The sequence below is a fragment of the Mycobacterium bohemicum DSM 44277 genome (assembly GCF_001053185.1).
In the GTDB taxonomy this organism is placed as follows: domain Bacteria; phylum Actinomycetota; class Actinomycetes; order Mycobacteriales; family Mycobacteriaceae; genus Mycobacterium; species Mycobacterium bohemicum.
Map to the genome: position 1 here is coordinate 429,751 of NZ_CSTD01000004.1, position 17,593 is coordinate 447,343.

At 69.7% G+C, this 17,593-nt stretch carries 17 protein-coding genes and 1 pseudogene; 2 read left to right on the forward strand and 16 right to left on the reverse strand.

The genetic code is table 11. The annotated features are described in order from the left end of the window. Window positions 1-41: 41 nt before the first annotated feature. The 6 genes and pseudogenes from glnB to BN971_RS19410 all read right to left on the reverse strand — a co-directional run bounded on the left by glnB (window position 42) and on the right by BN971_RS19410 (window position 7,079). Entirely contained in the window at window positions 42-380 is a 339-nt protein-coding gene (gene glnB, locus BN971_RS19385) for a nitrogen regulatory protein P-II (RefSeq protein ID WP_085180755.1), read from the reverse strand. Continuing rightward, window positions 377-1,765, reverse strand: coding sequence for an ammonium transporter (locus BN971_RS19390; protein ID WP_090350497.1), 1,389 nt, complete (start codon window positions 1,763-1,765; stop codon window positions 377-379). The genes glnB and BN971_RS19390 overlap by 4 nt, the downstream gene beginning before the upstream one ends. A gap of 188 nt (window positions 1,766-1,953) precedes the next feature. Beyond that, on the reverse strand, window positions 1,954-3,285 hold the full coding sequence (gene ftsY / locus BN971_RS19395; protein WP_085180753.1) for a signal recognition particle-docking protein FtsY: 1,332 nt from the start codon (window positions 3,283-3,285) through the stop codon (window positions 1,954-1,956). A 134-nt stretch (window positions 3,286-3,419) separates the two neighbouring features. Further along, a pseudogene (smc, locus tag BN971_RS25995) lies at window positions 3,420-6,207 on the reverse strand (chromosome segregation protein SMC). A gap of 178 nt (window positions 6,208-6,385) precedes the next feature. Beyond that, complete coding sequence (locus tag BN971_RS19405) at window positions 6,386-6,679, reverse strand: acylphosphatase (RefSeq protein ID WP_085180752.1); 294 nt, start codon at window positions 6,677-6,679, stop codon at window positions 6,386-6,388. Next, window positions 6,666-7,079 (reverse strand): OsmC family protein, encoded by a 414-nt coding sequence (locus BN971_RS19410; RefSeq protein WP_085180751.1) that lies wholly within the window; start codon window positions 7,077-7,079, stop codon window positions 6,666-6,668. The genes BN971_RS19405 and BN971_RS19410 overlap by 14 nt, the downstream gene beginning before the upstream one ends. A 54-nt stretch (window positions 7,080-7,133) precedes the next feature. Between BN971_RS19410 and BN971_RS19415 the strand changes: the two genes are divergently transcribed. Then, the gene (locus BN971_RS19415; RefSeq protein ID WP_085180750.1) at window positions 7,134-7,907 is read left to right on the forward strand and encodes a PIG-L deacetylase family protein; all 774 of its coding nucleotides are present in this window, start codon (window positions 7,134-7,136) and stop codon (window positions 7,905-7,907) included. A gap of 87 nt (window positions 7,908-7,994) precedes the next feature. Here the strand turns inward: BN971_RS19415 and mutM are convergent, their stop codons facing one another. From mutM to BN971_RS19440, 5 genes are all read right to left on the reverse strand, one after another. Beyond that, the gene (gene mutM, locus BN971_RS19420) at window positions 7,995-8,843 is read right to left on the reverse strand and encodes a DNA-formamidopyrimidine glycosylase (protein WP_085180749.1); all 849 of its coding nucleotides are present in this window, start codon (window positions 8,841-8,843) and stop codon (window positions 7,995-7,997) included. Between the two features lie 5 nt (window positions 8,844-8,848). Continuing rightward, window positions 8,849-9,562, reverse strand: a complete 714-nt coding sequence (gene rnc, locus BN971_RS19425; RefSeq protein WP_085180748.1) for a ribonuclease III — start codon at window positions 9,560-9,562, stop codon at window positions 8,849-8,851. Beyond that, entirely contained in the window at window positions 9,559-10,146 is a 588-nt protein-coding gene (locus tag BN971_RS19430) for a YceD family protein (RefSeq protein WP_090350461.1), read from the reverse strand. The genes rnc and BN971_RS19430 overlap by 4 nt, the downstream gene beginning before the upstream one ends. 59 nt (window positions 10,147-10,205) lie before the next feature. After that, complete coding sequence (gene sepIVA, locus BN971_RS19435) at window positions 10,206-10,943, reverse strand: cell division protein SepIVA (protein ID WP_085180746.1); 738 nt, start codon at window positions 10,941-10,943, stop codon at window positions 10,206-10,208. A gap of 234 nt (window positions 10,944-11,177) precedes the next feature. Beyond that, window positions 11,178-12,284 carry a hypothetical protein gene (locus BN971_RS19440; protein WP_085180745.1) on the reverse strand — a complete coding sequence of 369 codons (1,107 nt, stop codon included), beginning with the start codon at window positions 12,282-12,284 and terminating at the stop codon, window positions 11,178-11,180. A gap of 267 nt (window positions 12,285-12,551) precedes the next feature. Between BN971_RS19440 and BN971_RS19445 the strand changes: the two genes are divergently transcribed. Further along, entirely contained in the window at window positions 12,552-13,724 is a 1,173-nt protein-coding gene (locus BN971_RS19445) for a permease (protein WP_085180744.1), read from the forward strand. 45 nt (window positions 13,725-13,769) lie between these two features. Here the strand turns inward: BN971_RS19445 and coaD are convergent, their stop codons facing one another. The 5 genes from coaD to BN971_RS19470 form a co-directional block, all read right to left on the reverse strand. After that, window positions 13,770-14,252, reverse strand: coding sequence for a pantetheine-phosphate adenylyltransferase (gene coaD, locus BN971_RS19450; RefSeq protein WP_085180743.1), 483 nt, complete (start codon window positions 14,250-14,252; stop codon window positions 13,770-13,772). Window positions 14,253-14,325: 73 nt separating this feature from the next. Next, entirely contained in the window at window positions 14,326-14,880 is a 555-nt protein-coding gene (rsmD, locus tag BN971_RS19455; RefSeq protein ID WP_085180742.1) for a 16S rRNA (guanine(966)-N(2))-methyltransferase RsmD, read from the reverse strand. A 10-nt stretch (window positions 14,881-14,890) separates the two neighbouring features. Continuing rightward, window positions 14,891-15,517 (reverse strand): vitamin K epoxide reductase family protein, encoded by a 627-nt coding sequence (locus BN971_RS19460; RefSeq protein ID WP_085180868.1) that lies wholly within the window; start codon window positions 15,515-15,517, stop codon window positions 14,891-14,893. 8 nt (window positions 15,518-15,525) lie between these two features. Next, on the reverse strand, window positions 15,526-16,290 hold the full coding sequence (locus BN971_RS19465) for a DsbA family protein (RefSeq protein ID WP_085180741.1): 765 nt from the start codon (window positions 16,288-16,290) through the stop codon (window positions 15,526-15,528). Between the two features lie 91 nt (window positions 16,291-16,381). Further along, window positions 16,382-17,500 carry an alpha/beta hydrolase gene (locus tag BN971_RS19470; protein ID WP_085180740.1) on the reverse strand — a complete coding sequence of 373 codons (1,119 nt, stop codon included), beginning with the start codon at window positions 17,498-17,500 and terminating at the stop codon, window positions 16,382-16,384. Between the last annotated feature and the right edge of the window lie 93 nt (window positions 17,501-17,593).

Sequence of the window (17,593 nt, forward strand, 5' to 3'; positions counted from 1 at the left end):
TCGACGCCCGCCCCGGTGTGATCAACGATCGGCGGCTGACGTCATAGGGCATCGGTTCCGCGTTCACCGGTGCGCACCCGCACGATGGTTTCCACGGGACTCACCCAGACCTTGCCGTCGCCGATCTTGCCGGTGCGCGCCGACCGGACGATGCTGTCCACGACCTTGTCGACGATCGAGTCGTCGACGACGACCTCGATCCGGACCTTCGGCACGAAGTCCACCGAGTACTCCGCGCCCCGGTAGACCTCCGTGTGGCCCTTCTGCCGCCCGTAGCCCTGGACTTCGCTGACCGTCATCCCCAGGACACCGGCCTCCTCGAGGCTGGTCTTGACGTCGTCGAGGGTGAACGGCTTCACGATCGCGGTGATCAGCTTCATGACTGTTCTGCCTCCACTTTGTCGCCCACTCGATCCTCCACGCCGTTTCGGTCGTCGACGGGATGCCGCGCCGGCGGAAGCACCGACCCCTGCCCGCCGATCGTCCCGAAATCGTAACTGCTCTCCGCGTGCTCGGACTCATCGATACCCGTAGCCTCCGCCTCGGCGTCGACGCGGAGCCCGATCGTGTACTTCAGGATCAGGGCCAGGATCAAGGTGACGATGCCCGAGTAGAAGAGGACGGCGAACGCGCCGACCGCCTGCCTTTCCAGCTGGGACCAGCCGCCGCCGTAGAACAATCCCTTGGACACGCCGGCGACGCCGCTGATGGCGGTGCTCTCCGGCGCGGCGAGCAGCCCCACCAGCAGCGTGCCCGTCAGACCACCGATCATGTGGACGCCGACCACGTCGAGCGAGTCATCGAAGCCCAGCTTGAACTTCAGGCCGACCGCCAGCGCGCACACCACGCCGGCCACCAGGCCGACGACGATGGCGCCCAGCACGTTGACCGACGAGCACGATGGCGTGATGGCCACCAGCCCGGCCACGATGCCCGACGCCGCTCCCAGCGTCGTCGGCTTCCCGTCCCGGATGCGCTCGGTGAGCAGCCAGGCCAGCATCGCCGTGGCGGTCGCGATCGTGGTTGTCATGAACGTCGACCCGGCCGAGCCGTTGGAGCTGGTCGCCGAACCCGCGTTGAACCCGAACCAGCCGAACCACAGCAAGCCGGCGCCGAGCATCACGAACGGCAGGTTGTGCGGACGGAAGAGCGTTGTGGGCCAGCCTTTCCGCTTGCCCAGCACTATCGCCAGCGCCAGACCCGCCACACCGGAGTTGATATGGACCGCGGTTCCCCCGGCGAAGTCGATGGCGTGCAACTTGTTATTGATCCACCCGCCCTTCTCGGACGCGAACCCGTCGGCCGCGAACACCCAGTGCGCGACCGGGAAGTAGACCAGGGTGGCCCACAATCCGGAGAACACCAGCCAGGCGGTGAACTTCAGCCTGTCCGCCACCGCGCCCGAAATAAGGGCGACGGTGATGATCGCGAACATCAGCTGGAAGGCGACGAAGACCGTGGCGGGCATGGTGCCGGCCAACGGAATGTCGACCTGGGTAACGCCTTTGGTGGGATCGGCCTTGACGGCGTTGCCGCCGATGAGACCCTTGAGGCCCCAGTAGTCGCCCGGGTTGCCCACGACGCCACCCTTGTCGTTGCCGAACGACATCGAGTAGCCGTAGAGCACCCACAGCACGGTGACCACACCCATCGCGCTGATGCTCATCATGATCATGTTGAGCACGCTTCGGGTGCGCACCATGCCGCCATAGAAAAACGCCAGCCCCGGCGTCATCAACAGCACCAGCGCGGAACTGGCCAACATCCAGGCGGTATCGCCGGTATCGGGTTGGCCCAGAATCGGGAATGCCACTCGCTTTCACCTCCGGTCGGACATGAACGGCCGTCAGACGTGCGCCTGTGCCTGATCCAGAACCTTGCGCAATGGTTGTTTCTGCAATGAAGCGCCGATGTTTCGTGAGGATTAACGTCCCACCGGGCGAGTGCGAGAGGTCAGCCGAGCAGCGCGTCGACGAACGCGGCCGGCTCGAACGGCGCCAGGTCGTCGGGCCCTTCGCCCAGACCGACCAGTTTTACCGGCACCCCGAGTTCCTGCTGAACGCGGAAAACGATGCCGCCCTTGGCCGTTCCGTCGAGCTTGGTCAGCACCGCACCGGTGATGTCGACCACCTCGGCGAACACCCGCGCCTGGGCGAGCCCGTTCTGGCCGATGGTCGCGTCGAGCACCAGCAGGACCTCGTCGACCTCGGCCCGCTTGGTCACCACCCGCTTGACCTTGCCGAGTTCGTCCATCAGCCCGACCTTGGTGTGCAGCCGCCCGGCGGTGTCGATGAGCACGACGTCGGCGCCCGACGCGATGCCCTTGTCGACGGAGTCGAACGCGACCGACGCCGGGTCGGCCCCTTCGGGCCCGCGCACCACTTCCGCGCCGACCCGCGATGCCCAGGTCTGCAACTGGTCGGCCGCGGCGGCGCGGAACGTGTCGGCCGCGCCCAGCACCACACGCCGGCCGTCGGCCACCAGCACGCGGGCCAGCTTGCCGACCGTGGTGGTCTTGCCGGTGCCGTTGACCCCGACGACCAGCAGCACCGACGGCCGTTCGGCGTGCGGCAGGGCGCGGATCGACCGGTCCATGTCGGGCCGCAGCTCCTTGATCAACACGTCGCGCAGCGCGGCCTTGGCGTCGGCCTCGGTGCGTACGTCGCTGCTGGCCAGCCGGCTGCGCAGCTGCGTCATCACCGACTCGGTGACCACCGGCCCGAGATCGGCGATGAGCAGGGTGTCCTCGACGTCCTGCCAGGAATCTTCGTCCAAGTCGCCGCCGCCGATCAGACCCAGCAGGCTCTTGCCGAAGGCGTTCTGCGACTTGGCCAGCCGGCCGCGCAGCCGTTCCAATCGGCCTTCGGTGGGCTCGATCGCCTCGATCTCGGGCGCCGGCGGGGCCTCGGGCGCGGGTTCGGCCTCGAGCGCGGCAGGAGGGACCGGTGGGGCCTCGGGCGCCGCCGCAGGAGGGACCGGTGGGGCTTCGGTTTCGGGGAGCTCGACGTCGGAGATCGTGCGCCGCGGCGCGTCGCGGGGAACGGTCGCGTCGTCGCCGACCGCGGGCAGGCCGGTGGTGTCGATCCCTTCGGCCGGCGGGGCGGTCTGGCTGAACGTGATGCCCGACGACGCGGTGTATCCGCGCGGGCGGTCCAGGGTGCCGGGTTCGGGCCGGGCGGATAGGCGGATCTGGCGGCGCCGGTAACGCGCCAGGCCCAGGACCAGCGCGGCGATGACGACCAGGGCGGCTATGACCGCGATAGCGATCCAAAGACCTTGTGACACGCTGACATTCTTTCAGGGGCCGGATCGCCTGCGGTCGGCGGCAAGCGCTGGGCCGACGGCGGCGACCCGCAGCGCCCGGCTACACCGCGCTTGCGATCGCCGCTGGGCCGATGGCGGCGACCCGCAGCGCCCGGCTACGAAGAGCTGGACACCAGCTGATCCACCTGCTGCCCCCGCATCCGCTGCGAGATCACCGCGGTGATGCCGTCGCCCTGCATGGTCACGCCGTACAGCGCGTCGGCGACCTCCATGGTCGGCTTCTGGTGCGTGATGATGATCAGCTGCGACCGCGCCCGCAGCAGCTCGAACAGGCCGATCAGCCGCCGCAGGTTGGTGTCGTCGAGCGCGGCCTCCACCTCGTCCATGATGTAGAACGGCGACGGGCGGGCCCGGAAGATGGCCACCAGCATCGCCACCGCGGTCAGCGCCTTCTCGCCGCCGGACAGCAGCGAGAGCCGGGTGATCTTCTTGCCGGGCGGCCGGGCCTCCACCTCGATGCCGGTGGTGAGCATGTCGTCCGGGTCGGTCAGCCGCAGCCGGCCTTCGCCGCCGGGGAAGAGGACCGTGAAGACCTCCCGGAACTCGCGTTCCACGTCGACGAAGGCGTCGCTGAACACCTGCAGGATGCGGGCGTCGACGTCGGCGACGACGTCGAGCAGGTCCTTGCGGGCGGCCTTGACGTCCTCGAGCTGGGTGGACAGGAAGTTGTAGCGCTCCTCCAGCGCGGCGAACTCCTCGAGCGCCAGCGGATTTACCCGGCCCAGCTCGGCGAGCTCACGCTCGGCGCGCTTGGCCCGGCGCTCCTGCGTGGCGCGGTCGTACGGCATGGGCGCGGGCGCGACCACCTGCTCGCCGCGCTCCCGGGCCTGCTCGAACTCCGCCATCTCCAGCTCGGTGGGCGGAAGCGGCACGTCGGGACCGTATTCGGCGACCAGGTCCGCCGGTGCCATGCCGAACTGCTCGAGTGCCATCTGCTCGAGCTGCTCGATCCGCATCTCCGCCTGGGCGTTGGCCACCTCGTCGCGGTGCAGCGAGTCGGTGAGGGTGGCCACCCGGGCGCTCAGCGCGTTCACCTCGTCGCGCACCGCCGCCATCGCCGCCGAGCGGGCCTGGCGCTCGGCAGCCAGGGCGTCCCGGATGCGGGACGCCGAGTCGACGACGCCGTCGAGCCGCTGAGCCAGCAGCCGTCCGGCGTCGGACACCGCCGCGGCAGTCGCCCAGGACCAGCGCGGCGCGGCCCCCGTCGGCCTCTTTGAGCGCGGCGACCGCGGCGCGGGCCGCGCCGAAGTTCTCGGCGCCCAGGGCGTCGGCGGCCGACCCGAGCACCGCCGCCAGCGCCGTCTCGTACCCCGGGCGGACCTTGACCAGTTTCGCCAAAGGACCGAAAATCCCTGCACCGGAACGATTTTGGGTCAGCCACGCGGCGCCGTCCTTGCGTTCCAGACCGACCGAGAGGGCGTCGATGCGGGCCCGCAGGGACGCCACCCGGCGCTCGGCGTCGCGCTCGGCGGACTGCAGCTCGGCCACCCGCGCGTCGGCCAGGCGCAGCGCGGCCACGGTCCGCTCGTGGTGCTCATCGAGGCCCATCTCGCCCTGGTCCAGCTCCCCCACCCGGGCCTGCACGGTCTCGAATTCCGCCCGCGACTGCTGGGCGCGGGCGGCGGCCTGCTCGATCCGTTCGGACAAGCGCGCGACGCTCTCGTCGATCGACTCGACGCGCGCCCGCATCGTTTCCACCTGCCCGGCCAGGCGGGCCAGCCCCTCGCGGCGGTCGGCCTCAGCCCGGACGGCCGCCAGATGGGCGCGGTCGGCCTCGGCGGCCTCGCGTTCCCGCTCGGCCAGCTCGGCGCGGGCCGCATCCAGGCGGCCGCGCGCCGCGTCCAGCTCGGTGAGCAGCCGTTGCTCGGTGGCTTCCACTTCTCGGGCCTCTGCGTCCAGTACGTCGGGGTCGGTGTCCCCGGTCGCGACCGGCTCGACGTCGAGGTGCTGGGCGCGTTCATTGGCGATGCGCACCGTCGCACCCACGCGTTCGGCCAGCGCGGACAGGCCGAACCAGGTGTGCTGGACCGACTCGGCGCGAACCGAGAGCTCGCCCAGCGCGGTCTCGTGGGCCGTCAGCTCCTCGGAGGCCACCGCGAGGCGGGCGGCGGCCTCGTCGTGCTCGCGGCGCATCGCCGCCTCGGCCTCGAGGATGGCGTCGCGCTGGGTCTGCCGGTTGACCAGGTCGTCGGCGGCCAGCCGCAGGCGGGCGTCGCGCAGGTCGGCCTGGATGGTCTGGGCCCGTCGGGCGACCTCGGCCTGGCGGCCCAACGGCTTGAGCTGGCGGCGCAGCTCGGTCGTCAGATCGGTGAGCCTGGCCAGGTTGGCCGACATGGCGTCGAGTTTGCGGAGAGCCTTCTCCTTGCGCTTGCGGTGCTTCAGCACGCCCGCGGCTTCCTCGATGAACGCGCGCCGGTCCTCGGGCCGCGACTGCAGGATCTCGTCGAGCTTGCCCTGCCCCACGATGACGTGCATCTCGCGGCCGATCCCGGAGTCGCTCAGCAGCTCCTGGACGTCCATCAAACGGCAACTGCTGCCGTTGATTTCGTACTCGCTCGCGCCGTCGCGGAACATCCGGCGCGTGATCGACACCTCGGAGTACTCGATGGGCAGCGCGTTGTCGGAGTTGTCGATGGTGACGGTCACCTCGGCGCGGCCGAGGGGGGCCCGCGACGAGGTGCCCGCGAAGATGACGTCCTCCATCTTGCCGCCGCGCAGGGTCTTTGCTCCCTGCTCCCCCATGACCCAGGCCAGGGCGTCGACGACGTTGGATTTGCCCGAGCCGTTGGGGCCGACGACCGCGGTGATGCCCGGCTCGAAGCGCAGAGTCGTCGGCGAGGCGAAGGACTTGAAGCCCTTCAGCGTCAGACTCTTGAGGTACACGGCCAGCCAGACTACCGGTCGGATCGGCTCGTCCCGGCTCCTCGCGGGGGTGTCGGCGGCCCCGAAATCTCGCGGTCGGCGCACCGGCCACAGGGGCCACATCCGTCACTCGGAGAGCGGGTATCGGTGCTCTCCCAACGCGATAGCGCCGGCGCTATCGCGCAAGTGGCCGGTGCGGTCAGCGCTCGACGAAGCTGGTGAACCGTTCCCGCGGCGGCGACCACTCGGCGACCACCTTCTCGACGCGCCCCGGCCGCGACGGCCACGACGTCTCGCCCTCGAGCAGCGCCAGCAGCCTCTCGCCGGCCTCGAGGGCCCCCTGGGCGACGACCAGGACGCGACCGTCGGGCTGGTTGGCGGCGTAACCGGTGAGCCCCAGCTCGAGCGCCCGGCAACGCGTCCACCAACGGAAGCCCACACCCTGGACTTTCCCGTGCACCCAGGCGGTGAGCCGGACGTCAGGATCCGACATCGAGAACCTCGAAACGGACGTCGGTGCCCGACTTGAGCGTGCGCCCGACGGTGCACACCTGGTCGATCGCCCGGCCGACGACCACCAGCAGCCGCTCCTTGTCCGCCGCGGACAGGGCGGACAGGTCCAGCTCGAGCGTCTCTTCCAGCAGCGGGTAGACCTCGCGTTCGCGGTCGGCGGCGCCCGAGACCCTGATCACCGCCTCGTAGTCGTCGCCGAGCCGGCGGGCGAGCGGCTGGTCGCTGGACATCCCGCTGCACGCGGCGAGGGCGATCTTGAGCAGCTCGCCCGGGGTGAACACGCCCTCGACGTCCTCCGAGCCGACGAGTACCTGCGCGCCGCGCGAGCTATATCCGGTGTAGCGGCGTGATCCGGTGCGCTCCACCCATAGTTCGGTCATGGCTCATTTGTACCGTTCGGTCGTGACGCCGACGTGGACGGCCTACTGCGGTGCATGGCCACGGTCGTCGCGTTCCACGCCCATCCGGACGACGAGGTGATCCTCACCGGCGGCACGCTGGCACGGGCGGCGGCGGCAGGAAATCGCGTGGTCATCGTCACAGCGACCGACGGGCGGATGAGGAACGAGGAAAACGGTTTCCGGCTGGACGAGCTACGGTCGAGCGCACGGATTCTCGGAGCCCACCGCGTCGAGTGCCTGGGCTATGCCGACAGCGGCTACGGCCCATTGTTCTACCCGGACCCGCCAGGACGGATCAGGTTCGGGCGAGCGGATGTCGAGGAGGCGTCGCGGCGGCTCGCGACCATACTCCGCGACGAAGACGCGGATCTGCTGCTGAGCTATCAGCCCAATGGCGGGTATGGCCACCGGGATCATGTGCAGGTGCACCATGTCGGCAAGCGAGCCGCGGAGCTTGCCGCGACCCCCCGGGTGCTCGAGGCGACGATGCCGCGCGAATTAGTCTGCCGGGTAGGCCATCTCGCTCGTCTGCTGCGACTTCCCGGACCCTACGAGCGCGACGTCGTCCGCACGGCGTACGCCCCGCGGGCCACCATCACGCACCGGATTGACGTCTTCCGGTTCGCGCGCCAGAAGCGAGACGCGTTCGCCGCCCACCACTCACAGATCGGCGGCTCCGGCACCGCGCGCGGGTTCGCGGGCCTGCTTCGACTGCCCCCGCAGATTTTCGGATTGCTTTTCTGGCGTGAGTGGTTCGTCGATCCGGCACTGCCGGCGGGGACCGTGCGCCGCGACATCTTCGACTGATCAGACAGCCGTCGGGGGTGATTCCCGAGAGGGACGCCGCCGCCGCATTCCCGGCCCGGGCTCACACTCCGGTCAGCGGGGTCACACTCAAAGTCGCGGGCGCGGCTGACATTTCGGGCAGTAGAACGACGAGCGGTTCATGAACCGCTCCCTGCGCATCACGGCGCCGCAGCGCCGGCAGCTCTGCCCCTCGCGGCCGTAGGCGTCCAGCGACCGGTCGAAGTATCCGGATTCGCCGTTGACGTTGATGTACAGCGAATCGAAGGATGTCCCGCCCTGCGCCAGCGCGTCGCGCATGACGTCGGCGGCCGCGTCCAGGACGGCGGTCAGGCGGCGGCGGCTCAGCGTGGCGGCGATCCGCGCGCCGTTCACCTTGGCCCGCCACAGCGCCTCGTCGGCGTAGATGTTGCCGATCCCCGAGACGACGGTCTGGTCGAGCAGCTGCCGCTTGAGCTCGGAGTGCTTGCGCCGCAACACGTCAACGACGGCGTCGGTGTCGAACCGGGGGTCCAGCGGGTCGCGCGCCAGGTGCGCGACGGGCACCGGCACCACGCTGCCGTCGACCTCGACCAGGTCGGCCAGCATCCACCCGCCGAAGGTGCGCTGGTCGGCGAAGCTCAGAACCGTGCCGTCGTCGAGCAGCGCCGAGATCCGGACGTGGTCTTGTCGCGGCACCGCCCCGAGCAGCATCTGCCCGCTCATGCCGAGGTGTACGACCAGGGCGGTGTCGCCGTCCAGCAACAGCCACAGGTATTTACCCCGCCGGTCCGTGCCGGTGATGTGGGCCCCCAGCAGCCGTGCGGTGAGGTCGGCGGGCCCGGCCTCGTGGCGGCGCACCGCGCGCGGGTGATGCACGCGGACCGCGGTCATCGTCCGACCCACGACGCGGGCCTGCAGGCCGCGGCGCACGACCTCGACTTCGGGAAGTTCGGGCATCCGGTCTAGACGGACGTCTGGCCCGCGGTGTCCAGCACCTCGATGGCCTTCCAGGTGACCGCCGCGGCCTTCTGTTCGGCTTCCTTCTTAGAGCGGCCGACTCCGGACCCGTACTCGGTGCCCATCACGACGACGACGGCGGTGAATTCTTTGTCGTGGTCGGGCCCGGTGGATGTCACCACGTACGACGGCGCCCCCATGCCGCGGGCGGCGGTCAGCTCCTGCAGGCTGGTCTTCCAGTCCAGGCCCGCGCCGAGCGTCGGCGCGGCGTCCAGCAGCGGGCCGAACAGCCGCAGGATCACCTCGCGCGCGGTGTCGATGCCGTGCTCCAAATAGATCGCCCCCAGCAACGACTCCATGCCGTCGGCCAGGATGCTCGACTTGTCGGCGCCCCCGGTGTTCGACTCCCCGCGCCCCAGCAACAGGTGCACGCCGAGCCCCCCGTCCGCGAGGTTGCGCGCGACGTCGGCGAGCGCCTGGGTGTTGACCACGCTGGCCCGCAGCTTCGCCAGATCCCCTTCGGAGCGGTCCGGATGCCGGTGGTAGAGCTCGTCGGTGACCGTCAGGCCGAGGACCGCGTCACCGAGGAACTCCAGGCGCTCGTTGGTGGGCAGCCCGCCGTTTTCGTACGCATAACTGCGGTGGGTCAGCGCCAGCGAGAGCAACTCCTCGGGCAACTCGACCCCGAGGGCGTCCAGCAGCGCCTGGCGTGACGTCAAAGCCGGCCTCGGGGCGCGTCGGGCTCGGGCGTGACCATTCCGGCCAGCTTGGCCCATCGCGGGTCGATCCGGGCGTGCTGATGCCCGGGCTCGGCGGCGAGCGAAACCCCACACTCGGGGCACAGGCCCGGGCAGTCGGGGCTGCACACCGGCGCGAACGGGAGCTCGAGGCCCACGGCGTCGATGATCGGCTGCTCGAGGTCGATCTTGTCGTCGACGACGCGTCCGACCTCCCCTTCCTCGGTGGTCGCCTCGGTTGCGCTGTCGGGGTAGGCGAACAGTTCGGTCAGCGATACCTCCACCAGACCGGTGAGCGGGGCCAGGCAGCGGGCGCATTCCCCCACGGTGGTAGCCGTCACCGTGCCGGTGACCAGCACGCCTTCGGATACCGACTGGATCTGCAGGTCCAGTTCCAGCGGCGCGCCGGATTCGATTCCGATCATGTCCAGCCCGATGCGCGACGGGTTGGGCACGGTGTCACGGAGCGTGACCATCGCCCCGGGACGCCGGCCGAGCCGCGTGATGTCCACGGTCATCGGGGAGGTCGGATGCCGCTGCGCTGTACTGCTGTGCTGCCGCGTCATACCAGAAATCCTACGGCTCGCGCCGCACAACGCAGGGCCGAACGCGACGGCCCGGCGCGCTAACGGGTGGCGTAGTCGTGCGTGCCCGCCGCCGTGCGCAGCTGGTGGCGGCCGCGACCGACGGACCGGAGCGTGCCGTTGAGGAATTCCTCGAACTCGGCCAGCTTGTTGTCCACGTAGATGTCGCACTCGCCACGCAGGCGGTCGGCCTCGGCGTGGGCCGTGTCGATCAGGCGCGTGGACTCCGCGTGGGCGGCCTGCACCACCTCGTTCTGCGAGACCAGGCGCTGCTGTTCCTTGATGCCCTCTTGCACGGCCTTCTCGTAGGAGATGTTGCCGTTCTCGATTAGCCGGTCCGCCTCGGCCTGGGCGCGGCTGATGCTGGCCTCGTACTCGCGCTTGGCCGCCGTGGCGATGCGGATCGCCTCCTCGCGGGCCTCGCCGACCATCCGCTCGCTGTGCTGGCGCGCCTCGCTCACCATGCGGTCGGCCTGGGATTTCGCGTCCGACAGGATGCGGTCGGCCTCCGCGCGGGCGTGATTGAGCATGGATTCGGACTCGGTGGTCGCCGAGGACACCATCGAATCCGCGTGGGCCTTGGCGTCATGCAGCATCGTGTCCCGCGCGTCGAGCACGTCCTGGGCGTCGTCCAGTTCGCCGGGGATCGCGTCCTTGATGTCATCGATCAATTCCAGGACGTCGCCGCGGGGCACCACGCAGCCGGCCGTCATCGGCACGCCACGGGCTTCTTCGACGATGGCGCCCAATTCGTCCAGCGCTTCAAAGACTCGGTACACGGCCAAAACCTCCTGGCGTCTTGCCCAAAAATCCTGTTGTTACCAGTGTGCCTGGTGTTGCAGCTGTGGCAGCGGTGGCGGGACCGGTGTGTCGGGTATTTGCCCGGAGCGGCCCTCACGCACCCTGTCGGCCGCCAACGCCCTGCATGTCATGAGGAAAACGATAGGCGTCGCCGCGTCCGGCGGCGCCGCGCGGCGTTGCCGGCGGGATCCGACGGGGCGCGACGGCGTGGCTCAGGCCAGGCCGATGATCGGACGGATCGCCGCCGGAGCGTTCCGCGGCCCGCATTCCGAGGGCACGGCCACGGCTCGCAGCCACTTCGGGAACGGATCGGGAAGCGAGGCGAGTTGACCGCGATCGGCGGGATCCTCGGCAGGGGCGTACAGGGCTCCCTCGTCGTAGAACGTCGTGTGCGCGGCCGGCAGGAAGCTGACGACCAGCGGCAGGTAGTCCTCGCCGACCCAGGTCCACCAGACGGGCTGGGCGGGCAGTCCCAGTATTCCGTCGGCGCCGCGCAGCGACCCGCTCAGGTCGCGGCCGTGGCAGGCGGCGCCCCCGAGCGGGTGGTTACGCAGCACCTCGCCGGTGGCCAGCACGCTGCCGCGGGCGCGCGCGTATTCGACGAAGAAGCGCCGTACCCTGTCGCGCCACCCGGCTTCGTCCAACGGCCCGGCCAGCATCTTGAGCCTGTCGACCACGATGCCGTCCCACTCGTTGGGGTACAGCCCACCGTCCAGGCACGGGTAGGCCCCGTCGAACCACGCCACATCGCAGTAGGTGGAGATGAACCGCTCTTCCCCGTCGCGGTCCAGGCGGTAGGGAAGCGGATACGCGTTGCCGAAGCGTCGCGGAAGCGCCTCGGGCAGAAAGCTTTTGGCGGTCTGGATCCACGACGACGGCGCATCGGGCGCCGACGCCGAGGAATACCACCGGAGGTCCAGCACCCGCACGGGCTCGGCCCGCCGGTGCGGGGCCTTGCGGATCTTCGCGGGGCCGATGACGTCGTCGGTCTGTTCGTCGACCACCACGCCATCGGCGGCGAGCGCCAGCGCCTTGGCGAACCGCCGGGCGGGCCGCACCTCGTGGTCGCCGCCCTCGACGGTGACGTGCCAACGGGTGGCCGGCTCGGGAAGGCGCGAGACCACGTCCGGAACGTGCGCCGCGTCGATCGCCCGCGGGCCGAAGACGGTGAAGGCATGCCGTTCCCGCTTGCAGTGCACGACGGTCATGCCGCCGGCGCCGCTGTCGCCGACCGAGAGCCCGGGGAGGGACTCGACGACCTCCCTCAACCGCTCCACCTGCAGGCCGCCCGCCGCGTAGACGGTCAGGTCGTAGGACATCGCGCCACCCCTCCCGGCGGATCCACCAATACTGCTACGTATTTAATCAGAGCATTACGTAGCACTGCAACATCTAACCGAGGGACGATCTGCGCAATTAGGCACTCTATCTGCAATTATGTGCCGAAATGACGCTTTATATGGCGACCCAGATGCTACGTATTGGCTCGTGAGACCGATTGACACTTATACCCCATAGGGGTATACAGGGGAGCGTGCTGGGCGCGGCCCCGGCCTTGAACAATTGACCGGAGGTGGAGGGCGTCGATGACGGTGCTGGCGGCGGTGGGCCACGCGTTGGCGTTGGCCGGGTCGATGACGTGGGAAATCCTGTGGGCGCTGATCCTCGGGTTTGGGCTCTCGGCGGTGGTTCAGGCCGTGGTGCGTCGCTCGACCGTCGTCGCCCTGCTGGGTGACGACCGGCCGCGGACCCTGGCCGTGGCCGCCGGGCTGGGGGCCGCGTCGTCGTCGTGCTCGTACGCCGCGGTGGCCTTGGCCCGCTCGTTGTTTCGCAAGGGCGCCAACTTCATGGCAGCCATGGCGTTCGAGATCGGATCCACCAACCTGGTCGTGGAACTCGGCATCATCCTCGCCCTGCTCATGGGATGGCAATTCACCGCAGCCGAATTCGTCGGCGGCCCACTGATGATCGTGGTGCTGGCCGTCCTGTTCCGGCTGTTCGTGCGCTCCCGGCTGATCGACGCGGCCCGCGAGCAGGCCGAGAAGGGCGTCGCGGGGTCCATGGAAGGCCACGCCGCCATGGACATGTCGATTCAGGGCGACGGCTCGTTCGCGCAGCGGCTGTTTTCACCGCAGGGCTTCACGTCGGTGTCGCACGTCTTCGTGATGGAGTGGTTGGCCATTCTGCGCGACCTGGTTCTGGGCCTGTTGATCGCGGGAGCCATCGCCGCATGGGTGCCCGGAAAGTTCTGGCAGGCCTTCTTTTTGGCCGATCACCCCGGCCTGTCGGCGCTGTGGGGACCGATCGTCGGCCCCGTCGTGGCGATCCTGTCCTTCGTCTGCTCGATCGGCAACGTGCCGCTGGCAGCGGTGCTGTGGAACGGGGGTATCAGCTTCGGCGGCGTCATCGCGTTCATCTACGCGGACCTGCTGATCCTGCCGATCTTGAACATCTATCGCAAGTACTACGGCACCAGGATGATGCTGACCCTGCTGGGCACCTTCTACGCCGCCATGGTAGCCGCGGGTTACCTGGTCGAGTTGCTGTTCGGCGCGGCGAATCTCATTCCGGCCCAACGTAACTCCACGGTCATGCAGGCGGGCATCACGTGGAACTACACCACCTGGCTCAACATCGCCTTCCTGGTGATCGCGGCCGCGCTGATCGCCCGCTTCGTCACCTCGGGAGGAATGCCGATGCTGCGCATGATGGGCGGCTCGCCCGAACCGGCAACCGGGCACCGCGACCACTGCGGGTGAGGCAGCAGAAAGCGGTTGGGGCGCAGCAAGGTCCGCGTCCGCTGCTCAGCGGGCGCCGGACAGCTTCTCGCGCAACCGCCGATTGACCGGCTCGGGCAGCAGCTCGGACACGTCACCGCCCAGCGTCGCGACCTCCTTGGCCAGCGACGAGGACACGAACGAATAGCGCGGCGCGGTCGCGACAAAGAAGGTGTCGACGCCGGCGATGTGCTTGTTCATCTGCGCCATCTGCAGCTCGTATTCGAAATCCGTGCCGGTGCGCAGCCCCTTGACGATCGCGGTCATCCCACGCGCCCGCACGAAGTCGACCACCAGGCCTTGTCCGGACTCCACCCGCAGGTTCGGCAGGTGCGTCGTCGACTCGGTGATCATCGCGATCCGCTCGTCGAGATCGAACATGCCGCGCTTGGCGGGGTTGGTCAGGATCGCCACCACCACCTCGTCGAATTGGGCCGAGGCGCGCTCGAAGACGTCGATGTGACCCAGCGTGACTGGGTCGAACGATCCGGGGCACACCGCGCCGCTCATGGCGCGCGCCGGCGACGATGCGAAGCGGGGGGATGAGGAGGCGCGCCCATGACGAATGACGGTACACGCCTGGTCAGAGCCGCTGGGCCAACTCCAGACGGGTGTCGCCGTACACCCGCCCGGGCCACACGGACCAGCCCGCCGGCCAGTTCAACGGCGCGCCGTTGGCTGCGCGCTCGACCACCGCGATGGTCCCCTCGCGCACCCAACCCCCATCGGTCAGCGCGGCGAGGGTGGCCTCGACCTCGCCGGCGTCCACGTCATAGGGCGGGTCGGCGAAGACCAGGTCCACCGCGGCCTCGGCTCCCGCCGCCAGCACGCTCGCCACCGCGCCGCGGCGCAACGCCCCACCCGCCAGCCCGAGGGCCTTGATGTTGTCCGCGATGACGGCCGCCGCGCGCGCGTCGGACTCGACGAACACCGCGGACGCGGCCCCGCGGGACAGTGCCTCCAATCCCAGTGCGCCGGAACCGGCGTAGAGGTCCAGCACCGCCAGCCCGTCCAGGTCGCGCCGCGCGGAAACGATGTTGAAAATCGACTCGCGCACCCGGTCGGTCGTGGGCCTGGTGCCCCGGGGCGGGACGGCGATGCGCCTGCCGCCCGCGACGCCGCCGATGATGCGCGTCATCCGGGACCACCTACAGCAGCGTCGACCAGTAGTCCCAGAACCGCACCATGATCAGCAGGGCGACCGCGGTGAACCACAGCACCGCGATCGACCACCGCCACCGGTAGACCGCCAGCGCCACACCGGGTTCCCGACGCTCGAGCCCCGGGCGCAACGCGATGGACCCCACGACCACCAGCAGCGAGATCGTCAGCGCCCACACCACCATGCAGTACGGGCACAACGCCCCGATTCGGTACAGGCTTTGGAAGATCAGCCAGTGCACGAACACCGCGCCGACCAGGATGCCGACCGCCAGGCAGCTCCAATACCATTGCGGCAAGTGAACTTTCGCCACCGCCAGCACGCCCGTGACGGTCACGACGGTGAAGGCCACGATGCCGACCAAGGGATTCGGGAAGCCCAGCACCGATGCCTGCGGCGTGATCATCACCGATCCGCACGCGAGTATGGGATTGAAATTGCACGACGGCACGTAGGACGGGTTGAGCAGGATCTCGATCTTCTCGTAGGTCAGGGTCATCGAGGCCAGCAACCCGGCCGCACCGGCGATCAGCACCCACCACGCGCTGGGCGCGGCCACGCGCCCGGGGGCCGGAGAGTCCAGGTCGCGGTCGGCGACCGGTTGGGCGGACACCGAGGTCGTCACGTCGCCGGTGGCGCGACGGCGGTGTCGATCCCCGGGACGTCGCCGACGATCTCTTTGATCTTGGCGACCAGCGCATCGGGTGTCGACGGCTCGTAGTCGGCCCCGTTGATCTTGATGGTCGGGGTCGCGTTGATGCCCGCCACCCCGGCCTCGGCGGTCACCTTGGACAGGTACTTGCCGCTGTTGATGCAGTCGGGGACCGTGCCCACGACGCCGGCCTCCCGCGCGAGCTCGATGAGCCGGGCGTTGTCGGGGAAGCTGCTGGCGCGCTCGTCGGGCTGGATGCCCTTGCTGTAGAGCGCGGCGTGGAAACGGCGGAACGCGTCGACGGACTCATCGGCGACGCACAGGGCGGCCGCGCCGGCCCGCGACGAGTAGTTCTGGTTTCTGGGGCTGTCCAGGATCGACACCATGGAGTAGTCGGCCGCGATGGCGCCGGCGTCGATGAGGTTGGACACCGTCGGGCCGAACGTGCGCTCGAAGTTGCCGCAGGCCGGGCACAGGAAGTCCTCGTAGAAGGCGACGACGGCCTTGGGGTTGCTGGTCCCGGGCTGGGTGACCAGCTTGCTCGAGGTCACCCGGATGGCGTCGCCGGGGCCGGTGGCGGCGCCCTTCTTGTGGTGGGAGGTCACGATGTAGAAGACGAGCGCGACCGCGAAGATCACGATGAGCGCCGTGCCGCCGATCTGGATCAGCCGGCCGGACCTGCGCTCGCCGGACTTGAGGTCGAATCGCGGGGGACGTTTCGGTTTGTCGGCCACTGGTCGCTGATCCTTCGGTATCGGGCATGTCCGGTGGTCGGACGGTGTCGGACGGGGGCCTTCAGATTACCGGCGGCCCGGGATGCGCGATTCAGACCCGGCTCAGGTGGGCCCGCAGAGCCGAGATCAGCTCGCCGGTCCCCTCGGCGCTGCCGCCACCGAGCTGGAACGCGTTGATGAAGGTATGGCACAGCGAGCCCAGGCACCGCAGGTCCACCGCTACGTCGGCGGCGCGCAGCGCCAACGCATAGCTCTCCCCCTCGTCGCGCAGCGGGTCGAACCCGGCCACGGCGATCAGGGCGGGCGGCAGCCCGGACAGCGACTCGGCCAGCAGCGGCGACACTCGCGGGTCGGTCCGGTCCACGTCGGAGCGGCGCAGGTACTGGGCCTCGAAAAAATCCATGTCGCGCTTGGTGAGCATGAAGCCGCGGGCGAACAGGCTCAGCGACCGCGTCTGCGCGGTGAAGTCGGTCCGGGGGTAGATCAGCCATTGCAGCACCGGGGCCGGGCCGCCCGCGTCGCGCGCCAGATGGCACACCACGGTGGCCAGGTTGCCGCCCGCACTGTCCCCGCCCACGGCCACTCGTCCGGGAGCCGCCCCGAGCTCGGCGGCGTGCTCGTAGGCCCAGGTGAACGCCGCGTAGGCGTCCTCGACGGCGGCCGGGGCCGGATGCTCGGGGGCGAGCCGGTAGTCGACCGACAACACGCCGATGCCGGCGTCGCGACACGTCAGCCGGCAGAACGCGTCGTGGGTGTCCAGGTCGCCGACCACCCAGCCGCCGCCGTGGAAGAACACCAGCAGGGGCGCGCGGCCGCCCTGCGGCGGGCGGTAATGCCGGGCCCGGAGCTCGCCCCCCGGCCCGGGTAAAGAGATGTCCTCGACGTCGACGTGGATTTGCGGACCCGGCATCGCCAGGCAGGTTCGGCGCACCTGCTCCCGGGACGCGACCGGGTCGTCGTCGACGACGAGGCCATCGATGCCGACCGCCCGCGAACCCGACAGCATCAGTTGCAGCGTGGGATCCAGCGTGTTGCCGTCGATGACGACCGCGCGGCCGCCGAACAGCGCCCGCTTGGCCGGGCCGGGGATCCACGGGATGACCTTCAGCCCGGCGCTCGCGACGGAGCCGCGCAGGCGTGAGGTGAGGCGCATCGGCGCGGGCTTGACTCCGCGCCGGAGACCGGCCTCGCCCTGCGAAGTGCTGGTCATGGGGCCCCCTCGAAAGTAACTGCGGCGCGCGCGACGACGGCAATCGGTTTCACCCACGGACATCCCCGCGTCCAACCGCGACAAAACGAAGAC